The sequence below is a fragment of the Pseudomonas sp. NPDC096925 genome, assembly GCF_044762545.1.
In the GTDB taxonomy this organism is placed as follows: Bacteria; Pseudomonadota; Gammaproteobacteria; order Pseudomonadales; family Pseudomonadaceae; genus Aquipseudomonas.
In genome coordinates this window covers 26,030-44,773 of sequence record NZ_JBIWEM010000008.1, presented here as the reverse complement: position 1 = coordinate 44,773, position 18,744 = coordinate 26,030, and the positions used below count along the sequence as shown (strand labels likewise).

Here is an 18,744-nt window from a genome sequence, read left to right as displayed (position 1 = left end):
TTTCCCGACGGGTAACCCACAACAATGATTGGCGAAGGAATGCGCACAACCATGCACCTGAAAAAACTTACAGCCACAACCCTGCTGCTGGCCAGCATCGGCCTGTTCACCCAGCCGGCACAGGCCAACCTTACCCAGCAGCAGTCCGCAGCCATCGTAAAAGCCTTCGACGGCAGCGACCCAAGCGACTTCAAGCAGTTCCTCGGCAAGCTCAAAGGCAGCGACCTGGCCAAGGCCGACAACCTCGCGGCAACCCTGGATGCCTACCTGGCCGGCAAGCCATTGGCCGCCGAGCAGCAGAACGAGATCAACCGCCTGCTCGGCCTGTATACCCGCATCAAGTACGGCAAGGCTGCCAGCGAAACCCTGCGTGAACTGGTGGCCATCCCCACCTTCAACGTCGAAGGCACGCCGCAGCACGAGAACCCCGAATTCCTCAGGATCGCCGACAAGATCAAGGCCCTGGCCGACAGCTTCGGCCTGGCTTTCCGCAATATCGACAACCGGGTCTACGAGATTTCACTGGGCAGCGGCAAGGAAGTGGTCGGCATCCATGCCCACGCCGACGTGGTGCCGGTCAACCCGGACAACTGGAAGCTGGCCGATGGCACGCGCCTGGACCCGTTCAAGGTCACCTTGGTCGGCGACCGCATGTACGGCCGTGGCACCGAAGACGACAAGAACGGCATCGTCGTGGCGATGTACGCACTGAAAGTGGCCAAGGACGAGAACCTGCCGCTGGCCCGCCAGTTCAAGCTGCTGATCGACACCACTGAAGAAACCAGCGGTGATGCCATCCCCTACTACTTCGAGCGCAACCCCACGCCCGACTACAACCTGGCCCTCGATGGCGGCTACCCGGTGGTCATCGCCGAGAAAGGCTACGGCACGATCATGGCGAGTTTCAGCAAGCGCCAGGCCAGTGGCAAGGGCGCCGAGATCGTCAACCTGACCGGCGGCCTGGCCACCAACCAGATCCCGACCACCTCGGTCGCGACCCTGGTCACCGACAACCCGGCGAAGCTGGCCAGCCAGCTGGAAAAGGCCGGCGCAGATTACGTGAAGCGCAATGGCGGTGACTTCAGCATCGCTGCCAAGGCCGAGGGCAAACAGGTGTTGCTCACCGTGACCGGCGTTTCCGCCCACTCTTCGGAGCCGGAGTCGGGGGTCAACCCGGTGGCGCGCATGCTCGGTTTCATCAACGGCCTGGGTCAGCAGGTGCCGCTCAAGCACAACCACTTCACCGACGCCGCCCGCTACGCCGCCGACAACTGGGGCCTGGACTACCTGGGCAACAAGCTCGGCGTGGCCTTCAAGGACCCGTTCATGGGCCCGCTGACCGCTTCGCTGACCTTTGTCGGAGTGGATGAGAAAGGCCTGAAACTGGCGGTGAACCTGCGCATTCCGAAAGGCAAGCCGATTGCCACGATCAAGGACGAACTGGCCGACAAGCTGGGCAAATGGACCCGGCAAAGCCACACCTCGGTGGCCTTCGACTACAGCCTGGACGAGCCGATGTACCGCAACCCCGAGGGCGAATGGGTCAAGGCCTTGCTTGACGTGGCGACCGAGAACCTGGGCATGAAGCACGAGTTCGGTACCTCGGCGGGTGCGACCTCGGTACATGACCTGCCCAACGGCGTGCAGTTCGGCCTGGCCATGCCGGATGTGAAGTACACCGGGCACAACGACAACGAGTTCAAGACCGTGGAACAGTTCATGCTGGACTTGCAGGTGGTGAGCGAAATGGTGGCGCGGATCGGGCAGATGCCGAAGCTCTGATTGGCTGTACCGGCCTCTTCGCGGGCACGCCCGCTCCCACAGGAATTACGCAACCATCGAAGTCGGTGCGATACCTGTGGGAGCGGGCGTGCCCGCGAAGAGGCCAGCACAGGCGACCATTCATGACGTTTTTCAATCGACTCGATGCCGTTTCCTGCATTGCCGTGCAGAGCGCCGTGCCGGATGCTTTATTTACTCCGAGACATCGCTTTTTCCATCCGCAGAGGCCCGTATGAAGACCGTCGAACAGATCCTCAAGACCAAGTCCCAGCACCAGACCGTGTACACCATCGGCCCGGATGACTCGGTACTCGACGCCCTGAAGCTGCTGGCGGAGAAAAACGTCGGTGCGCTGCCCGTGGTCGAGGGCAACCAGGTGGTGGGTATCGTCAGTGAACGGGACTATGCGCGCAAACTGGTGCTCAAGGGGCGCTCATCCGCCGCTACCCCCGTGCGCGAAATCATGAGTGCGCCGGTGGTCACCGTGGAACCAAAGCAGAACCTCGAGTACTGCATGAACCTGATGACCAATCGCCATCTGCGCCACCTGCCGGTGGTCAGCAATGGCGAGCTGCTCGGCCTGCTGTCGATCGGCGACCTGGTCAAGGAAACCATCGCCGAACAGGCCAGCCTGATCCTGCAACTGGAGCAATACATCCGCGGTGAATGAAACGCCTCAATGGTAGGCGCGCTCCAGCTCGTCCAGCTGATGGTCGAAACTGCGCAGGCGCGCCGACCAGGTATACACCAGCACTTCCAGGTCCCGGTTGAGCACGGCGGTATTGCCATGGCCGCTGCGGGTTGGCTCGCCCAGATCCAGTTGGTAGCGTTCACGGGCCATAGCCTGGGCAACGCTGGACAGGTCGCGGGCATTGGCCAGCCAATGGTGATGGTGGTCATGAATTTCGCGGTCGAGCAAGCGGCACTGGCGTTTCAGGGCATCCAGGCTCTGCTCCAGCGGCGTGCCCTTGAGCTCGCCCATGACCTCTTCGAAGGTACGCCCCGAATGCCAGTAGCTGCCCCAGAAATAGCGGTCGAACACCGTCTCGACGCGGCGCAGCGCGACTTTGGTGTTCCAGATGGTCAGCAACGTTCGCCCCTGCACCACTTCGCGCTTGTTCAGGTGCAGCTGCTGCCAGGCGATCCAGGCCAGCGCCACCAGTGCAACCGCCACAGTGACAGCGGCAGCGGCATACAGGAAATGCACCGCCTGGGTCATCTGTTGCGTCTGCCTGATGCCATAGAAATAACTGGCCGTCAGGGTGCCCAGGATCGTCACGGAGCACCAGAACCCTGGTGCGTAGGGATCTTTCATCGCGCTATCCCCTCTTGTTTTCCTGAGCATAGCAACGGCCAATCACTCGTCAGGTGCCACTCGGCGCTTTATTTTCGAGGGCGACGCAACGCTTCGTTGAGTTGATCGAACGGCTCCGCCCAGTCGGCGTCCTCGTTGATGCTGTCCTTGAGAAACTCGCGCTGGGAAGCGTTCCAGAACGGCGCATCCACCAGCTTGATGTCGTTCTTCAGTGGCGAGTGGCTGGCGATGAACTGATCGATGCTTACCGCATCGTCAGGCAGGCCCAGTTGTTTGAACAGCTCGGCAAACGGATGGATCGGCGCTTCCATGGTTCCTCCTGAGAGCCAGGCAAGCCGTCCACGACGCCCGCCCGGCATTGGTGTGAAAACATCAGCACAGCTCGCGCACTTCGGCGTGCGGCACCAGTTTCATGTACTGCTCCATGCTCATGTGGATCAGGTGATCGTGGTCACCCGCTTCCAGGTAGACATCGCCCTGACGGGTCAGGCTCGGGTCGACCAGCATTTTTATCTGGTAGGCATCGCCAAGGGCCGGTACGGCACCGCGCTCGCAGTCGCCGAACAGGCTCGGCAGGCCGCTTTCACGGGTCAGTTGCCAGGCCCCGGACATGCGTACCTTGGTCATGTCCAGATGCCGGTTGGCCGGTAGCACGGCCATGATGTAGTTGCCATGACGGTCATCGAGCATCACCGACTTGGCGACCCGCTCGGCGGGTACGCCGGCCGTACGGGCCGACTCCAGGCTGGTGGCCGAATGTGGATGGGGAATGATGTCGTAGTCGCAGTTGGCCTTGTCCAGGCGATCCTGCAGGGTCTTTGCCATACGCATGATGCACCTCCGGTTTCGCCCCCCAATTTCCAATTTTAGGCCGGGTACCAGCAGGCAGGGCTAAACTTGTGCAATAGAGGCAAACGAGGTGACGACAGGTGATCGCCCGCTGCTGGCGCTGGCTGTTGCTGGTGTTGCTGCTTGGCATTACGCCAGGCGGCCTGGCAGCGCCCGGTGCAGTCTGGGTGCTGGGCATCGATGACGCCATCGGCCCGGCCAGCGCCGACTACCTGGTACGCAGCCTCGGCCAGGCACAGGCACAGGGCGCACAACTGGTGGTTATCCGCATGGACACCCCGGGCGGGCTGGACAGCGCCATGCGCCAGATGATCAAGGCGATTCTCGCCAGCCCCGTGCCGGTCGCCACCTTCGTCGCCCCCAGCGGGGCCCGCGCCGCCAGCGCCGGCACTTATATCCTCTACGCCAGCCATATTGCAGCCATGGCACCCGGTACCAACCTGGGTGCCGCCACGCCCGTGCAGATCGGCGCCCCGCCAGGCACGCCCAAGGACGACAAGGCCAAAGGCAGCGATACCGAAACCCTCGCGCGCAAGCAGGTCAACGATGCGGCGGCCTACATTCGTGGCCTGGCGCAGCTGCGCGGGCGCAATGCCGACTGGGCGGAAAAGGCCGTGCGCGAGGCGGTCAGCCTGTCCGCCAGCGAGGCCCTGCGGCTTGACGTGATCGACCAGGTGGCCGACGACCTGCCCGACCTGCTGCGCAAGCTCGATGGCAAAACGCTCACTGTCGCTGGCCAGCCCCAGCAGCTGCAGACCGCCGGCGCCATCCTGGTCGAGCACCTGCCGGACTGGCGCACGCGCGTGCTGGCGGTCATCACCAACCCCAGCGTGGCGCTGATCCTGATCATGATCGGCGTGTACGGCCTGCTGTTCGAGTTCATGAACCCCGGCTCGACGGTAGGGGGTGTGGTGGGCGGCATCTGTCTGTTACTGGCGCTGTATGCCCTGCAGTTGTTGCCGGTGAGTTTCGCCGGGGTGGCGCTGATATTGCTCGGCATCGCCTTCATGATCGCCGAAGCCTTCCTGCCCAGTTTCGGTGTGGTCGGTTTCGGCGGTATCGTCGCCTTCGTGGTCGGCGCGCTGATCCTGATCGATACCGATGCCCCCGGTTTCGGCATCCCGCTGGCCCTGATCGGCACCCTCGCGGTGTTCTCGGCGCTGCTGATCGGCGGTGTGCTGGGCATGGCCCTCAAGGCCCGTCGACGGGCGCTGGTCAGCGGTGACGCCGGTCTGGTCGGCAGCCTGGTCACCGTCACCCAGGTCATGGCGGGCAACCCGTTCTGTGGCTTTGTGCTGGCCCAGGGCGAGCAATGGCAGGCGCAGTGTGCAACGCCACTGCAAGCGGGCCAGAACGTGCGGGTGACCGCGCGCCATGGCGTCATGCTGGAAGTGAGCGCCGCCGCGCCCGCGGCGCAAGGAGAATGACCATGTTCATGCAATTGGGCTTCGGCGCGGTGCTGATCGTGCTGGCGATGCTGTTGCTGTCGGCGTTCCGCATCCTGCGCGAATACGAGCGCGGCGTGGTATTCCAGCTGGGGCGCTTCTGGCAGGTGAAGGGGCCGGGGCTGATCCTGTTGATCCCGGTGATCCAGCAAATGGTTCGGGTCGACCTGCGCACCGTGGTGCTGGATGTACCGCCGCAGGATGTGATCACCCGCGACAACGTCTCGGTCAAGGTCAACGCCGTGCTGTACTTCCGCGTGCTTGATCCGCAGAAGGCGATCATTCAGGTCGAGGACTTTCTCGTGGCAACCAGCCAGTTGGCCCAGACCACACTGCGTGCGGTGCTCGGCAAGCACGAACTGGATGAACTGCTGGCCGAACGCGAGCAGCTGAACTCGGACATTCGCCAGGTGCTGGATGCACAGACCGATGCCTGGGGCATCAAGGTGGCCAACGTGGAGATCAAGCACGTCGACCTCAACGAATCGATGGTGCGCGCCATTGCCCGCCAGGCCGAGGCCGAGCGTGAACGACGGGCCAAGGTGATCCATGCCGAGGGTGAGTTGCAGGCGTCGGAAAAGCTGATGCAGGCGGCGCAGATGCTGAGCAAGGAGCCGGGGGCGATGCAGTTGCGCTACATGCAGACGCTGGGGGCGATTGCCGGGGACAAGAGCTCGACCATCGTGTTTCCGCTGCCGGTGGATTTGCTCAAGGGGATGGTGGACAAGCAGAAATAGAGGTGGCCCATTCGCGGGCAAGCCCGCGAATGGTCTACATACGATCTGTCAGACTGGCGCGCGGCGCAGAGTCGCCAGGAAGGTAGCAGCACCAATGAACAACCCGGCAAACGTCCGGTTCAAACGCTTCTGCTGCTTGGGCGTACGCAGCAAGCGCAACACCCGCGCAGCCAATCCGGTGTACCCCGCCATCACCAGCATATCCACGGTGACCATGGTCACGGTGATCGCCACATACTGTGGTAACAGCGGTTGATGCGGGTTGATGAACTGCGGCAGCACCGCCAGCATGAACACCAGCGCCTTCGGGTTGCTGACGTTGACCAGGAAGCCACGGAACACCAGGCTCAGCGGTTTACCGATCGGGCGCACGGCGGATTCATCGCTCATGTCCATGGGCAGGGCACGCCACTGCTTGTAGGCCAGGTAGATGAGGTAGGCGACACCGAACCATTTGATGACCTGGAAGGCCGTGGCCGAGGCGGCCAGGACGGCACCGACGCCGGCGGCAATGATGGCGATTTGCATGATCAGGCCCAGTTGCAGGCCCAGGGCGTTCCAGTAACCACGCCAGAAGCCGTATTGCAGGCCGCTGGACATCGAGGCAATCGCCCCGGCACCGGGTGAAAGGCTGATCACCCAACAGGCGGCAAAGAAGCCCAACCACACTTCCATCGACATCACACACCTCGCTCGAACATATGTTGCAAATCGTTAAGCTAAGGTGTTGGTGAAAAAATAACCAGCGATTTCTGAAGGATTTGTATTGCCTGTGCTGGCCTCTTCGCGGGTCAACCCGCTCCCACAGGAGTTTCACAGCCCTTGAGGACAGCGCAATACCTGTGGGAGCGGGTTTACCCGCGAAGAGGCCGGTGCAGGTTCAGTCACCCTCGACAGGCGACTCTTTGTGCATGGACTGCACCTCAGCCCCGCGCCAGCGCCGTACCGACTTCTGGAAGAACTGGCTGTTGGGCACCTGCACCAGCGCCCCACCCGCCTCTGGCATTTCCATCAGGGTGGTGAACAGCAGGTTGATGGCGATCACCCGGCCTTTCACGCCCGGCTTGTCCAGGGTGTCGACCAGCTCGACCACGTCACCGATGCGAAACGGCCCGACGGTGAAGATGAGCACCGCGCACAGCAGGTTGGACAGCACGCTCCACATGGCGAAGAAGGCCACCGCCGCCACCGCGACGAAGCCGGACAGTGCTGTCCACAGCACGGTCGCCGATACACCCAGGCGCTCCAGCACGAACAGCAGCGCACTGCCCATGATCAGCCAGCGCAGGCCACCACGCACCGGCACCAGCAGCTCCGGCGGCAACGGGTAACGCTGGCCCAGGCGGCTCAACCCGCGCGCGACGATGCGCTGCAGGACAAAGGCCGCCACCAGGATCAACAGGATCTGCAAGCCCAGCCAGAAGGTGTCCATCCATTGCCCTGGCAGCAGCGAACGCAGTTCCTCCATCAGGACAACGCCTCGAGCTCGGCCTGCATGCTTTCGAGGGTTTCCAGCGCTTCCATCCAGGCCTCTTCCAGTTCGCCCTCGCGCTGCTTGAGCTTGGTCTGGCGCGCCAGCAGGTCACGCAATTCGTCCTTGCGCGACGCGTCGTAGAGGCCACTATCCCCCAGCCCGGTCTCGATCTCGGCCAGTTGCGCGTGCACCTGGTTGAGCTCGGTTTCCAGCTTGTCGGCGGCCTTCTTGTGCGGGGCCAGTTGCTGGCGCAAGGCTGCGGCAGCCTGGCGCTGGGCTTTCTTGTCGGTCTTGTCCGGGTTGGCCGGGGCGGTACTGGCCGGCGCACTGCGTTGGCGGTACTCGACCAGCCAGCGGCTGTAGTCGTCCAGGTCACCATCGAAGGTGTCGACCTTGCCGTCGGCCACCAGCAGGAAGTCGTCGGTAGTGCTCTTGAGCAGGTGACGGTCGTGCGACACCACCACCACGGCACCGGCAAACTCCTGCAAGGCCATGGTCAGCGCCAGGCGCATTTCCAGGTCGAGGTGGTTGGTCGGTTCGTCGAGCAGCAGCAGGTTCGGCCGTTCCCAGGCGATCAGTGCCAGTGCCAGGCGGGCTTTTTCACCACCGGAGAAGTTCACCACCGGCTCGTCGACACGGTCGCCATGGAAGTCGAAGCCACCCAGGAAATCGCGCAGGGTCTGCTCGCGCTCGGTGGGGGCGATGCGCTGCAGGTGCAGCAACGGGCTGGCCTTGTCGTCCAGCGAGTCCAGCTGGTGCTGGGCAAAGTAGCCCACCGCCAGGTTCTCGCCGCGCACCAGGCGACCCGACAGTGGTTCAAGCTCGCCCGCGAGGTTCTTGATCAGGGTCGACTTGCCGGCACCGTTGGGGCCGAGCAGGCCAATGCGCGCACCCGGGGTGAGCTGCAGCTTGACCTTGTCGAGGATGGCCTTGTCACCGTAACCCAGGCGGCCCTCGGACAGGCTCAGCAGCGGGCTGGAGATTTTCTGCGACTCGCGGAAGACGAAGTCGAACGGCGAATCGACATGCGCCGCCGACAGCTCCTCCATGCGTTCCAGGGCCTTGATCCGGCTCTGTGCCTGGCGGGCCTTGGTGGCCTGGGCCTTGAAGCGGGCAATGTACTTTTCCATGTGCGCACGCTGGGCCTGTTGCTTCTCGTAGGCCTGCTGCTGTTGCGCCAGGCGCTCGGCACGGGTGCGCTCAAAGGCGGTGTAGCCACCCTTGTACAGGTTCAGCTTGCGCTGCTCGACGTGCAGCACATGGTCGACCACAGCGTCGAGGAAGTCGCGGTCGTGGGAGATCAGCAACAGCGTGCCGGGGTAGCCCTTGAGCCAGTCCTCCAGCCACAGGATAGCGTCCAGGTCCAGGTGGTTGGTGGGCTCGTCGAGCAGCAGCAGGTCGGACGGGCACATCAGAGCCTGGGCCAGGTTCAGGCGCATCCGCCAGCCACCGGAGAAGTCGCCGACGCGGCGGTCCATCTGCTCGTTGGTGAAGCCCAGGCCAGCCAGCAACTTGCGTGCACGGGCGTCGGCGGTATAGCCGTCGGCGCTATCCAGCTCAATGTGCAGGCGCGCCAGGGCGGTACCGTCGTGGGCCTGCTCGGCCGCGGCCAGTTCGGCCTGGACCTTGCGCAGGCGCGCGTCGCCGTCGAGCACATAGTCCACGGCCAGGCGGTCGAGGGTGTCGACCTCCTGGCGCATGTGGGCGATGCGCCAGTCACCGGGCAGCTGGCAATCGCCGGCATCAGGTGACAGCTCACCGCGCAGCAAGGCGAACAGGCTGGATTTTCCGGCACCGTTGGCGCCGATCAGGCCGGCCTTGTGACCGGTGTGCAGGGTCATCTCGGCGCCTTCTAGCAAGCGCTGCGGACCACGCTGTAAAGTGAGGTTGGATAGTCTGATCATGATGGTCGCGGAGTCTACCAGCTTCCTCGGCCCATAGCGCGAGTGGAACCATGCACACCGACCTGTGGAATCACGCCCTGGCCCTGTATGCCAGGCCCGGCGTGGAAGCGGCCTGCCTCGCCCTGCAGGCGCAGGGTGGCGATGTCTGTCTGCTGCTGTGCGCAACCTGGCTGCAGGCGCGTGGCGTGGCCGTGCGGGACGAACGCGTACAGGCATTGCGCGAGGTTACCGAGCCCTGGCAGCGCGAAGTGGTCAACCCATTACGTAGCTTGCGCCAACAGTGGCGAGCAGCAGCGCAAAATGATGCGCAGCTGGCGGCGTTGCGTGAGCAGGTGAAGGGGTTGGAGCTACAGGCCGAGAAAGCCTTGCTTGAGCGCTTGCAGGAGCGTTCGCGACAGTGGCCGGCAGGCGCCCATGAGCCCGTGGACGACTGGCTGGCCCGGCTGGTGCCGGACCAGGCCCGCCACCACGACGCGCTGGTTCGATTGCGCGTCGCGGCGGCAACGTTTCAGGACGCCGAAGACGGTGCCTGAGCCGGGGTGCTGGCGGGTGCCGATGGTGCTACCGAAGCTGCCGGGGTGGCCGAGTTGGTCGCAGCGGCCGGGGTGCTGGCGGCAGGCGTAGCCGGTTTGGCTTCGGCTGGCTTGCTGACAACAGGCTTGGCAGCTGCTGGCTTGGCGGCGGGTTTGGCGGCCGCACGTGCTGGAGCCTTGGCGGCAGCTGGCTTCGCGGCTGGCTTGGCAGCAGCGGCTTTGGCTGGTGCTTTGGCCGCCGCTGGCTTGGCTGTGGCAGCGGGCTTGGCTGCAGGTTTGGCTGCGGCAGTGGCCTTGGCTGCAGGTTTGGCTGCAGCAGTGGCCTTGGCTGCTGGCTTGGCAGCGGGTTTGGCCGCAGCAGTGGCCTTGGCGGCTGGCTTGGCTGCAGGTTTGGCCGCAGCAGTGGCCTTGGCGGCTGGCTTGGCTGCAGGTTTGGCCGCAGCAGTGGCCTTGGCGGCTGGCTTGGCTGCAGGTTTGGCCGCAGCAGTAGCCTTGGCAGCTGGTTTGGCGGCAGGTTTGGCGGCAGCAGTGGCCTTGGCGGCTGGCTTGGCTGCAGGTTTGGCGGCAGCAGCCCTGGAGGCGGGCTTGGCGGTCTTGGCAGCACGCTGGTCAAGCGCCTTGGCTGCAGCTTCGCGAACCTTGCCTACACCCTGGGCCAGCTTGAGGCTGTCCTGGGCATCGCGCTTGAGTTGCTGGATATAAGAACGGGTCTGGGTTTGACGTTCCTTGAGGGAGTCGAGCAGTTCTTCAAGTTCGCCAATGATTTTTTGCGCCTTGGTCTGCGCCTTGGCTTTACCTGCCTTGGCCGCGTCTTGCAGTTTCAGGCGACCGTTGTGCAGTTTTTCCTGGGCCTTGCCACGCTGCTTTTCCAACTTGGCCAGCAGTTTTTCCGCATCAGCCAGCGCTTGCGAGCAGGCATCCTCCAAGTGTTCGAGCAAGCTGCCCGAAAGTTGCTGGAGCAGGTGTAACGGCGTACTTACTGGCTTCTTTTTGGCCGACATGGTTTACCTCCTGGCTGACGAGATTGCGGCTCATACTATGCTTCTGCTGCTACCGCCGCTAGGGCATGTTGACAGTAATATTTACGCCGCGTTGCATGCCTGGGCAAAGTTGTTATCTTGCAGCTCCGAGCAAGTGTAGTTGCTGAATAAATCATTGCTGATATTTGCCACTTTCTGTAATGCACAGCCCCTGTTGGAGCGGCCTTGTGTCGCGATGGGCTGCGGAGCAGCCCCTGGATTTCAGCACCACCGCAGATATTGCCGGGGCTGCTTTGCAGCCCTGTCGCGACACAAGGCCGCACCTACAAGGACCGCGAGCACACAATACAAAACGGAACACTGGCATACTTCCCCGCTCATTGGCGCAGGAACCGACCATGCCTCGATATCTTGTTTTAGGTTTATGCCTGCTGGCCCCCATCGCCCTGGCCGACAGCGACGAACATGACCTTGCCTACAGCCTCGGCGCCAGCCTGGGTGAGCGGCTGCGCCAGGATATGCCGGGCCTGCAACTGGATGCGCTGGTCGAAGGCCTGCGCCAGTCCTACCAGGGGCAACCGCTGAAACTCGACAAGGCACGCATGCAGGCCGTGCTCCGGCAGCATGAAACGCAGGAAGGCGATGCCGCCATGCAGAAGCTGCAGGCTGCCGAAACACGCTTCATGACCAAAGAGCGTGGTGGTTATGGTGTGCACGAACTACCGGAGGGCGTGCTCTACAGCGAACTGCAAGCAGGTACGGGTGCGCAGCCCAAAGCCGGTGGCAAGGTGCAGGTGCGCTATGTGGGCAGGTTGCCAGACGGCTCGGTGTTCGACCAGAACCAGACGCCCCAATGGTTCAGCCTGGATTCGGTGATCGAAGGGTGGCAGGTGGCCTTGCCGCGAATGCACGCCGGCGCCAAATGGCGCCTGGTGATTCCGTCGGCGCAAGCCTATGGCGCCGAGGGCGCAGGGGACCTGATAGCACCCTACACACCCCTGGTGTTCGAGATCGAACTGCTGGCGGTTGGCGACTGACGCCAACCCTCAGGCCTGGACCGCGCCTTCTTCCTTGTGCGCGTTGTGCAGCACTTCGATCAGGCAGTCTTCAAGTTCGAAGCGCTCGTGCAACAGCCCGCCCAACTTGGCCAGTTTCTCGGCGAAGCGTTCGGTGTCCTTGCACTCACCCTTGGCGCAATGGTCATTGAAGGCCAGTGCGATCTGAGTACTGTCGTTGATCCGTGGGTTGATCTCTTCGGCCAGCTTCAGCGCTTTTTCGTCTCCGAAAGCCTTGGCCTCACTGACCAACTGCTCGCAGACCTCGAAATGCCACGCCGAAACGTAGTCGACAAGGAGCGCGCAAAACTCCCCGTTGGTGTCCTTGTCGGCGAAGGCCGGCTTGGCATCGCGCAGTGCGCGGAAAGCCTGCACCAGTTCCTTGCGCTCCGCCAGCCAGCGGTCGATCAGTTTGTGAACCCCACCCCAGCGTTCCTGAGCGTTCTGACAACTATCGAGCATGGCGATCTCTTCCCTTCTGGGTAGATGCCGCTGCACCTCGCACCACGACCGTGCAGCACAAAGGTGACATCAGCAGGCGGCATCGAGCAGTTGTGTTTTCGGTATGCGTGCTGGGAGATTATTCCCGTGCGTGCTGCCCTTCAAGGTACGCAGCGGACAAAGTTCATACAAGTGTTTAATAACCTGTTACACGGCCATTGGTCGCGCCAATGGCGCCAGCCTTGCGCCAGGTCATGTTTTCGCCAGGGTGCGGAAACGATACGCCAGCAGGCAGCTCAAGGGCAGCCCCGCCAAAAGCAGAAAAGCCAGTAGGCTCCACTCGGGCAAGGTCAGGTCGAGAAAGCTCCAGGTCAGCGAGTTGCAATCCGGGCCACCGAACAACAGTTGCCGAGCCGCCTCGCCCCAGGACTGTTCCAACAGCCGCCCGATCGGCACCGGGCAGACAGGGATGGCCCCGTCAGCCCCTTGCAACCAGACATGCCGTGCTGCCAGCAACGCACCGGTCAGCGAACAGCCCAGCGTCGCCCGCGCGTAACAGCGAATGCCCGCCGTACCCGGTGCCTGTAGCACTGCCGCCAGGCACAGCAGCGCGTACACGCCAAGCAGCAGCCGCTGGCTGAAACACAACGGGCAAGGCACCAGCCCCAGGACGTTTTCCAGGTGGAAGGACGCGGCCAGTACCGCCAGTGCAGCGAGGCAGGCAGGTAGAAAAAAGGTGCGCAAACGGGCCGGCAGCATGGGCGGTGAAGGTCCCGGGATAATGAAGTGGCTTGAAACGGTAGAGGAAAGACACGCTTTGTTTCAAGGCGCGACAGCAATGACAAGTCGCTGAATCGCGAAGGAAATTTCCAGCCATGCGGTAGGAAGCGTCTGAAGAAATGGACTGCAGATCGAACTTACATCGAGAGACAAGTTACCCGCCCCCGGAGCCCGCGCCTTGGCACGGGCTCTGGGGTAGGTCAGGCGCGCACGCCTTCTGGCAAAGGCAGGGCTAGCAGGCGCTCGTCCAGCAGGCCGAGGCCCTCCTGGAACAGCTGGTTGCTTCGCTCGGTCTCGCCAAGGCCGGCAAGCAGACGCGCCAGCTCGGCGCAGGCCTCGGGGTTGCGCTCCATGCGCAGGCTGCTTTCCAGGTAGTCGCGCGCCTTGCCCCACAAGCGGTTCTGCAGGCTCAGACGACCCAGGGTCAGCAGCAGGCTGGCGTCCTGCGGGTGGGCCTTGAGCCAACCTTCGGCAGTTTGCAGCTGACGCGCCGGGTCATCGCCGCGCACCAGGCCGTACAGGCGGGCCAGGTGGCTTTCGTATTCACGCTTGAGGGCGGTGCGCAGCACTTGTTCGGCTTCGCTCTGGGCACCCACCTGGCGCAATTGCTCGGCGTAGGCCAGCACCAGCTGTGGCTCCTGGCGCTGGGCAGCGGTCAGTTGCTGCCAGGCGCGCTCCAGGGCCTGACGGGCACTTTGCGCGTCCTCGCCACGGGTGGTGGCCAGGCTCAGGTTCTGGCCCCAGGCACGTTGCTCCAGGGCAGCCAGTTCGGCGGCTGGCAGCACCTTGCCCTTGCGCAGGTCGGGCAGCAGGCGGATCAGTGCCGACCAGTCGCCGCGCTCCAGGTGGAGCCGCTGCAGCAGGCGCAGCACCTGGCTGTTGTGCGGGTGGCGCTCCTGCATGGCCAGCAGGGTTTCCAGGGCGCCATCGCTTTCGCCACGGTCCATCTGCAACTGCGCATGGGTCAGGGCGATAGCCAGTTCCGCTTGCGGCTGGCGCTCCAGGGCACGCTCCAGCAGGTTATCGCTGTCTTCGGTTCGGCCTTGCTCGTTGGCAGCACGCGCGGCACCAAGGTAATACAGCAACGGCTGGCGCTCGGCCTCTGCGGCACGGTGCAGGTGGCGCTGGGCGCTGGCCCAACGGCCCTCGGCGAGGTCCAGTTGGCCTTGCTCGATGGCCAGGCGAACGCGCCGGCTGCGATTACGCCGCGACCATGGGTTGACCACGCCGCTGGAAGTCAGCACCAGGCCGACCAGGTAGCGCACCAGCCACAGCAGCAGCACCACCGCCAGCAAGCCGGCCAGGGCCGCCCACAACCCCGACTGGTAGCGGAAGCTGCCATAGGAGATCAGCACGTAGCCGCTGTGCTTGGCGACCGCAATACCCAGCGCCGCCGCGACCACAATCGCCAGCACGGCCAGCAGGTAGACACGCTTCATGGCTTGCCCCCTTCAGCCTCGGCCGGCAGGTGGCGGCGCTGGATATAGGCCTGTACTGCGGCCAGGCTTTCGCTGAGGTCGGGGGTAACCACCGACACCGGCTGCTCGGCCAGGGCATTGAGGCTGTCAAGCATGGCCTTGCTTTGCGGGTTGTCGGCGTTGAAGTTGGCCAGCAGCACGCTACGGGCGTCGTCCAACGCCTGGGTGTAGACCTTGCTATCGCCATTGAGCGCTGCCCACTGGGCCTGTTCGATGGTCAGGCTCAGGGCAAGGCGCAGCTGGTTCAGTTGCTGCCCGGCCAGCAGCGGCCGCACGTTGTCATCGGCGTTGAAGTCGATCTGGAAGTACTTGGAGATCTCGGCCCACCACTGGGACAGGCGACTGGCGCCATCACCATCGGCGGTCAGGGCGCCCAGGGCGTCGGCATTGGTTTCGAACTCCGGCGACTGGGCGCTGAGTTGCTGCACCAGCTCGCGCTGCGCGGCCAGTTTGAGAAACAAGCCGGTACGGTCCGGTTGCTGGGTGCTGTTGAGCGTGGCCAGGCTACGCGCCAGCTGCTCACGGGCGGCGAAGGCACCCGGATCGCTCTGCTCGCGCAGGATCTCGTCAGCACCCTCGACCAAGGCCTTGGCACTGGTGATGTCCTGCAGCGCCGACAGGCGCAGGGTGGCCAGGCGCAGCAAGTGCTCGGCTTCGGCCAGGCGCCATTCCTTGCGGCTTTCGCCCAGCACGGTTTCCAGGCGCTGGCTGAGGCGTTGCTGGTCGCCTTGCAACTGCGCTACCAGGCGGCGGCGGTCTTCCAGCTCGCTGGCCGCCGGCAGGCTGGCCAGTTGCGCGCTGATCTGCTGCTCACGCTGCTGCAGGGCCTCGGCGCGCTGATTCAGCGCCTCGATGTGCTGGCCCTGGTTGAATTCGCTGCCTTGCAGTTGACGCACCTGCCAGACACCCCAGCCACCTACCGCCACCCCGGCCGCACCCAACAGCAGGGCCAGCGTTGCAAGGCCACTGCCGGAGCGCTTGGCAGGTGGGGTGGTGACGGGTTCCGCCGGCGCTTGTGCCGACGGCTGATCGTTATTGGACAAGACAGTCTCGCTCACGTATCCATCCTTTGCATGGGGGCGCATCGCGTTCAGCTTAGCGCCTTAAGAGGCAGGTGCAGCGCTGCGCTGCACGGCTGCCAGCAAGGCCGTGGCACTGGCGCCACGGCAATCCACAACCTGTTGGGCCCCGGCGGCCCTGGCCTGTTCGGCGACCCGAGGGCTGGGCACGAACAGCGGCAGACGCGCCAGCTGCAGCCAGTCGGCACCGGCCATCTGCTGCAAGTGTTCAAAACCCTGCCCACTGCTGACCACCAGGCCATTGAGGCGTTCCGCTTCGATGCGGCGCATCAGGGTGCCCGCCGGGTAAGCCGGCAGGCAGCGACGATACAGTTCCAGATAATCGACACTAGCACCTTGCTCTGCAAGACGCTCTGCCAGCAGTTCGCGACCTCCGACGCCACGAACGATCAAGACCCGTGGCGCCGGCACAGCAACTGCCTGGCGCAGGGCTGGCAGCGCCAGCAACGCTTCGCTGTCATCACCACGTGGCGGGACGCTCACCGCCAGGCCCGCACCCTGCAGCACGGCGGCGGTCGCCTCGCCCACAGTGAACCAGCCTTGCACGGGTGGCTGCAGGCCGGCCTTGGCCAGTTGCTCAAGCAACAACCGGGCAGCCGGCTTGCTGACCACGATGATCGCCTGGAAGCCCTGCAGGCCTTCCAGCAACAGGCGTTGCTGGTTACCCACGGTGACGGGCTCGATCGCCAACAGCGGCAGGCAGCTGCTGCCCACCCCCGCCGCCGCCAAGCTTTGCGCCAGTGCCGCACAGTCCTCGGCAGGCCGGGTCAGCAACAGGCGCCACTGGCTCACGGGTGGCCGGCCTCGCCGTAGACTTCCTTGAGGATGGCCTCGGCACCCTGCCCCAGCAGGTCCTCGGCCACTTGCACACCCAGGGTTTCGGCGGCAGTACGGGGCGCGCGGGCATCGGCCACCAGCAGCGTGCCGCCGCTGGGCTGGCCAACCAGGCCACGCAGCCACAGCTGGTCACCTTCCAGTACCGCATAGCAGGCAATCGGCACCTGGCAGCCACCATTCAGGCGTTTGTTCAAGGCACGCTCGGCCACCACCCGGTCGGCGGTGTCGGCATGGTGCAGCGGCGCCAGCAGCGCGTGAATTTCGTGGTCGGCGCTGCGGCACTCGATGCCCACCGCGCCCTGGCCGCCAGCCGGCAAGCTGTCATCGACGCTGATGGTGGAGGTGATGCGGTCTTCGAAGCCCAGACGGATCAGACCGGCGGCAGCAAGGATGATGGCGTCGTATTCACCGGCATCCAGCTTGGCCAGGCGAGTGTTGACGTTGCCGCGCAGGAAGCGGATTTGCAGGTCCGGGCGACGCGCCAGCAACTGGGCCTGGCGGCGCAGGCTGGAGGTACCGACGATGCTGCCGGCCGGCAGCGCGTCGAGGCTGGCGAAGCGGTTGGAGACGAAGGCATCGCGCGGGTCTTCGCGCTCGCAGATGCAGTACAGGCCCAGGCCTTCGGGGAAGTCCATGGGCACGTCCTTCATCGAATGCACGGCGATGTCGGCTTCATTGTCCAGCAAGGCGGTTTCCAGTTCCTTGACGAACAGGCCCTTGCCGCCAATCTTCGCCAGCGGGGCGTCGAGCAGCTTGTCACCACGGCTGACCATGGGCACCAGGGTTACCAGCAGACCGGGGTGGGCCTGCTCGAGGCGGGCTTTGACGTATTCGGCCTGCCACAGGGCCAAGGCACTTTTACGGGTGGCAATGCGGATTTCGCGAGTGGACATGGAACGCCCCGATCCAGAGAAATGCTGTCGATGATAACAGCATCGCCGGTATCGCTAGCAGATACGGATCAACAGGCCATGTGTGGTTTGCTGTGGGAGCGGCCTTGCGGCCCTTTCGCGACACAAGGCCGCTCCCACAAGGCCCGAGCAAATCCACAGACTTGCGCAAAGGGCTCAGAGGGTCTGCATCATCTTGCGCACACCGGCCACATGGCGCCGGCTGACGGTCAGGGCGTCCCCGTCCAGGCCTTTCAGGTACAGCTGGAAATGCCCCAACGGGGTGCGCTGCAGGCGTTCGATACGCTCACGGGCGACCAGCGCGTTGCGGTGGATACGCACGAAGCGTTCGCCAAACTCGTCTTCCAGGGCCTTGAGCGGCTCGTCGAGCAGCACTTCTCCGGCCTCGTGGCGCAAGGTCACGTACTTGTGGTCGGCAATGAAGTAGATCACCTGGGGCAAAGGGATCAGCTCGATGCCTTTGCGCGTACGGGCACTGATGTGGCTACGCGGGCCGCCACCTTCATTACCTGGTCGGGTGAGCGCCGCCAACTGGCCGCGGTTGGGCTTTTCGGCCTTGCGCAAGGCATCGCGCAAGGCCTGGGCCTGGAAAGGTTTGGTCACATGGCTGAGGGTACTGTCCTTGAAAGCCTCGGCACCATATTCATCGTCCCCGGTGCAAAACACCACCGCCGGCGGCGCCTCGCGCTCGCACAGGCGGGCAGCAACCTGCAGGCCATCCAGGCCTGGCATGCCGATGTCCAGCAGGACCACATCGGGCTTGAGGCTTTCGATCAGCGCCAGGGCCTCCTCGCCGTTGGTGGCGCTAGGCTCCAGCACGGTGTAACCCTCCAGTTCGCCGAGCAGCCGGCTAAGGCGCTCACGGCCTTGGGGTTCGTCATCAACGATCAGGACATTCATAATTGCGCTGGATTCCTGAATGAGTCTCGCACAGGTATAGCGTAGACAGGTATGGTTCGAGCGACACTAAGGTCACGCTCTAGACCGGTGCGATGGCCAAAGATTCACTCGGCTGGCAGATTCACTGCCAGTCCTCAGTCCAACTGTAGACGGTCCGTGGAACACTGCCGTTCATTCCTGCAAATCCTTCTCTGCCGTTTTCCGTGCATTTCTCTCGACCAGCGCCCTGCGGCGGCCAGCCCAA

At 64.0% G+C, this 18,744-nt stretch carries 20 protein-coding genes; 6 read left to right on the top strand and 14 right to left on the bottom strand.

The features are described 5' to 3' along the window. Positions 1–51 precede the first annotated feature (51 nt). Positions 52–1,782, top strand: coding sequence for a dipeptidase (locus ACIQYU_RS20750; RefSeq protein ID WP_207833078.1), 1,731 nt, complete (start codon positions 52–54; stop codon positions 1,780–1,782). 232 nt (positions 1,783–2,014) lie between these two features. Next, positions 2,015–2,452 (top strand): CBS domain-containing protein, encoded by a 438-nt coding sequence (locus ACIQYU_RS20745; protein ID WP_063914407.1) that lies wholly within the window; start codon positions 2,015–2,017, stop codon positions 2,450–2,452. Between the two features lie 6 nt (positions 2,453–2,458). Here ACIQYU_RS20745 and ACIQYU_RS20740 read toward each other — a convergent pair whose 3' ends face one another. The 3 genes from ACIQYU_RS20740 to ACIQYU_RS20730 all read right to left on the bottom strand — a co-directional run bounded on the left by ACIQYU_RS20740 (position 2,459) and on the right by ACIQYU_RS20730 (position 3,928). Then, positions 2,459–3,097, bottom strand: coding sequence for an NADH:ubiquinone oxidoreductase subunit N (locus tag ACIQYU_RS20740; RefSeq protein ID WP_207833076.1), 639 nt, complete (start codon positions 3,095–3,097; stop codon positions 2,459–2,461). Between the two features lie 68 nt (positions 3,098–3,165). Next, a complete protein-coding gene (locus tag ACIQYU_RS20735) occupies positions 3,166–3,408 on the bottom strand; it encodes a DUF2789 domain-containing protein (RefSeq protein WP_063914405.1) in 243 nt (80 codons plus the stop codon). A gap of 61 nt (positions 3,409–3,469) precedes the next feature. Then, positions 3,470–3,928, bottom strand: coding sequence for an aminoacyl-tRNA deacylase (locus ACIQYU_RS20730; protein ID WP_015268554.1), 459 nt, complete (start codon positions 3,926–3,928; stop codon positions 3,470–3,472). 98 nt (positions 3,929–4,026) lie between these two features. Here ACIQYU_RS20730 and ACIQYU_RS20725 point away from each other — a divergent pair, with 98 nt between their 5' ends. Then, complete coding sequence (locus tag ACIQYU_RS20725; protein WP_402801905.1) at positions 4,027–5,373, top strand: nodulation protein NfeD; 1,347 nt, start codon at positions 4,027–4,029, stop codon at positions 5,371–5,373. 2 nt (positions 5,374–5,375) lie between these two features. After that, the gene (locus ACIQYU_RS20720; RefSeq protein WP_063914403.1) at positions 5,376–6,128 is read left to right on the top strand and encodes a slipin family protein; all 753 of its coding nucleotides are present in this window, start codon (positions 5,376–5,378) and stop codon (positions 6,126–6,128) included. Positions 6,129–6,176: 48 nt separating this feature from the next. On the opposite strand, the gene ACIQYU_RS20715 is transcribed toward ACIQYU_RS20720, so the two are convergent. The 3 genes from ACIQYU_RS20715 to ACIQYU_RS20705 form a co-directional block, all read right to left on the bottom strand. Beyond that, on the bottom strand, positions 6,177–6,809 hold the full coding sequence (locus ACIQYU_RS20715) for a LysE family transporter (protein WP_207833073.1): 633 nt from the start codon (positions 6,807–6,809) through the stop codon (positions 6,177–6,179). 199 nt (positions 6,810–7,008) lie between these two features. After that, positions 7,009–7,596 carry a mechanosensitive ion channel family protein gene (locus tag ACIQYU_RS20710; RefSeq protein ID WP_207833070.1) on the bottom strand — a complete coding sequence of 196 codons (588 nt, stop codon included), beginning with the start codon at positions 7,594–7,596 and terminating at the stop codon, positions 7,009–7,011. Further along, positions 7,596–9,506, bottom strand: a complete 1,911-nt coding sequence (locus tag ACIQYU_RS20705; protein ID WP_207833068.1) for an ATP-binding cassette domain-containing protein — start codon at positions 9,504–9,506, stop codon at positions 7,596–7,598. Before ACIQYU_RS20705 ends, ACIQYU_RS20710 begins: the two co-directional genes overlap by 1 nt. 50 nt (positions 9,507–9,556) lie before the next feature. Here ACIQYU_RS20705 and ACIQYU_RS20700 point away from each other — a divergent pair, with 50 nt between their 5' ends. Next, a complete protein-coding gene (locus ACIQYU_RS20700) occupies positions 9,557–10,039 on the top strand; it encodes a TIGR02444 family protein (protein ID WP_063914399.1) in 483 nt (160 codons plus the stop codon). Here ACIQYU_RS20700 and ACIQYU_RS20695 read toward each other — a convergent pair. After that, positions 10,015–11,040: an AlgP family protein gene (locus ACIQYU_RS20695; protein ID WP_402801897.1), complete on the bottom strand. Its 1,026-nt coding sequence runs from the start codon at positions 11,038–11,040 to the stop codon at positions 10,015–10,017. The two genes, ACIQYU_RS20700 and ACIQYU_RS20695, sit on opposite strands and share 25 nt — an antisense overlap. Positions 11,041–11,417: 377 nt before the next feature. Between ACIQYU_RS20695 and ACIQYU_RS20690 the strand changes: the two genes are divergently transcribed. Further along, positions 11,418–12,056: an FKBP-type peptidyl-prolyl cis-trans isomerase gene (locus tag ACIQYU_RS20690; RefSeq protein WP_207833065.1), complete on the top strand. Its 639-nt coding sequence runs from the start codon at positions 11,418–11,420 to the stop codon at positions 12,054–12,056. A gap of 9 nt (positions 12,057–12,065) precedes the next feature. Here the strand turns inward: ACIQYU_RS20690 and rsd are convergent, their stop codons facing one another. The 7 genes from rsd to ACIQYU_RS20655 all read right to left on the bottom strand — a co-directional run bounded on the left by rsd (position 12,066) and on the right by ACIQYU_RS20655 (position 18,500). Further along, a complete protein-coding gene (gene rsd, locus ACIQYU_RS20685) occupies positions 12,066–12,536 on the bottom strand; it encodes a sigma D regulator (RefSeq protein ID WP_207833063.1) in 471 nt (156 codons plus the stop codon). 231 nt (positions 12,537–12,767) lie between these two features. After that, a complete protein-coding gene (locus tag ACIQYU_RS20680) occupies positions 12,768–13,274 on the bottom strand; it encodes a disulfide bond formation protein B (RefSeq protein ID WP_207833061.1) in 507 nt (168 codons plus the stop codon). A 221-nt stretch (positions 13,275–13,495) separates the two neighbouring features. Further along, the gene (locus ACIQYU_RS20675) at positions 13,496–14,734 is read right to left on the bottom strand and encodes a heme biosynthesis protein HemY (RefSeq protein ID WP_207833059.1); all 1,239 of its coding nucleotides are present in this window, start codon (positions 14,732–14,734) and stop codon (positions 13,496–13,498) included. Next, positions 14,731–15,831, bottom strand: a complete 1,101-nt coding sequence (locus tag ACIQYU_RS20670; RefSeq protein ID WP_063914393.1) for a uroporphyrinogen-III C-methyltransferase — start codon at positions 15,829–15,831, stop codon at positions 14,731–14,733. Before ACIQYU_RS20670 ends, ACIQYU_RS20675 begins: the two co-directional genes overlap by 4 nt. 45 nt (positions 15,832–15,876) lie before the next feature. After that, positions 15,877–16,644, bottom strand: a complete 768-nt coding sequence (locus ACIQYU_RS20665) for a uroporphyrinogen-III synthase (RefSeq protein ID WP_207833057.1) — start codon at positions 16,642–16,644, stop codon at positions 15,877–15,879. Then, positions 16,641–17,582: a hydroxymethylbilane synthase gene (gene hemC / locus ACIQYU_RS20660; RefSeq protein ID WP_063914391.1), complete on the bottom strand. Its 942-nt coding sequence runs from the start codon at positions 17,580–17,582 to the stop codon at positions 16,641–16,643. The genes ACIQYU_RS20665 and hemC overlap by 4 nt, the downstream gene beginning before the upstream one ends. Before the next feature lie 174 nt (positions 17,583–17,756). Continuing rightward, entirely contained in the window at positions 17,757–18,500 is a 744-nt protein-coding gene (locus ACIQYU_RS20655; RefSeq protein ID WP_063914390.1) for a LytTR family DNA-binding domain-containing protein, read from the bottom strand. Positions 18,501–18,744: the final 244 nt, after the last annotated feature.

What these genes read in the sequence shown, in the direction of transcription:
- ACIQYU_RS20750 (WP_207833078.1), top strand. Translation starts at nt 52, where the DNA reads ATGCACCTGAAAAAACTTACAGCCACAACCCTGCTGCTGGCCAGCATC.
- ACIQYU_RS20745 (WP_063914407.1), top strand. Translation starts at nt 2,015, where the DNA reads ATGAAGACCGTCGAACAGATCCTCAAGACCAAGTCCCAGCACCAGACC.
- ACIQYU_RS20740 (WP_207833076.1), bottom strand. Translation starts at nt 3,097, where the DNA reads ATGAAAGATCCCTACGCACCAGGGTTCTGGTGCTCCGTGACGATCCTG.
- ACIQYU_RS20735 (WP_063914405.1), bottom strand. Translation starts at nt 3,408, where the DNA reads ATGGAAGCGCCGATCCATCCGTTTGCCGAGCTGTTCAAACAACTGGGC.
- ACIQYU_RS20730 (WP_015268554.1), bottom strand. Translation starts at nt 3,928, where the DNA reads ATGCGTATGGCAAAGACCCTGCAGGATCGCCTGGACAAGGCCAACTGC.
- ACIQYU_RS20720 (WP_063914403.1), top strand. Translation starts at nt 5,376, where the DNA reads ATGTTCATGCAATTGGGCTTCGGCGCGGTGCTGATCGTGCTGGCGATG.
- ACIQYU_RS20715 (WP_207833073.1), bottom strand. Translation starts at nt 6,809, where the DNA reads ATGTCGATGGAAGTGTGGTTGGGCTTCTTTGCCGCCTGTTGGGTGATC.
- ACIQYU_RS20710 (WP_207833070.1), bottom strand. Translation starts at nt 7,596, where the DNA reads ATGGAGGAACTGCGTTCGCTGCTGCCAGGGCAATGGATGGACACCTTC.
- ACIQYU_RS20705 (WP_207833068.1), bottom strand. Translation starts at nt 9,506, where the DNA reads ATGATCAGACTATCCAACCTCACTTTACAGCGTGGTCCGCAGCGCTTG.
- ACIQYU_RS20700 (WP_063914399.1), top strand. Translation starts at nt 9,557, where the DNA reads ATGCACACCGACCTGTGGAATCACGCCCTGGCCCTGTATGCCAGGCCC.
- ACIQYU_RS20695 (WP_402801897.1), bottom strand. Translation starts at nt 11,040, where the DNA reads ATGTCGGCCAAAAAGAAGCCAGTAAGTACGCCGTTACACCTGCTCCAG.
- ACIQYU_RS20690 (WP_207833065.1), top strand. Translation starts at nt 11,418, where the DNA reads ATGCCTCGATATCTTGTTTTAGGTTTATGCCTGCTGGCCCCCATCGCC.
- rsd (WP_207833063.1), bottom strand. Translation starts at nt 12,536, where the DNA reads ATGCTCGATAGTTGTCAGAACGCTCAGGAACGCTGGGGTGGGGTTCAC.
- ACIQYU_RS20680 (WP_207833061.1), bottom strand. Translation starts at nt 13,274, where the DNA reads ATGCTGCCGGCCCGTTTGCGCACCTTTTTTCTACCTGCCTGCCTCGCT.
- ACIQYU_RS20675 (WP_207833059.1), bottom strand. Translation starts at nt 14,734, where the DNA reads ATGAAGCGTGTCTACCTGCTGGCCGTGCTGGCGATTGTGGTCGCGGCG.
- hemC (WP_063914391.1), bottom strand. Translation starts at nt 17,582, where the DNA reads ATGTCCACTCGCGAAATCCGCATTGCCACCCGTAAAAGTGCCTTGGCC.
- ACIQYU_RS20655 (WP_063914390.1), bottom strand. Translation starts at nt 18,500, where the DNA reads ATGAATGTCCTGATCGTTGATGACGAACCCCAAGGCCGTGAGCGCCTT.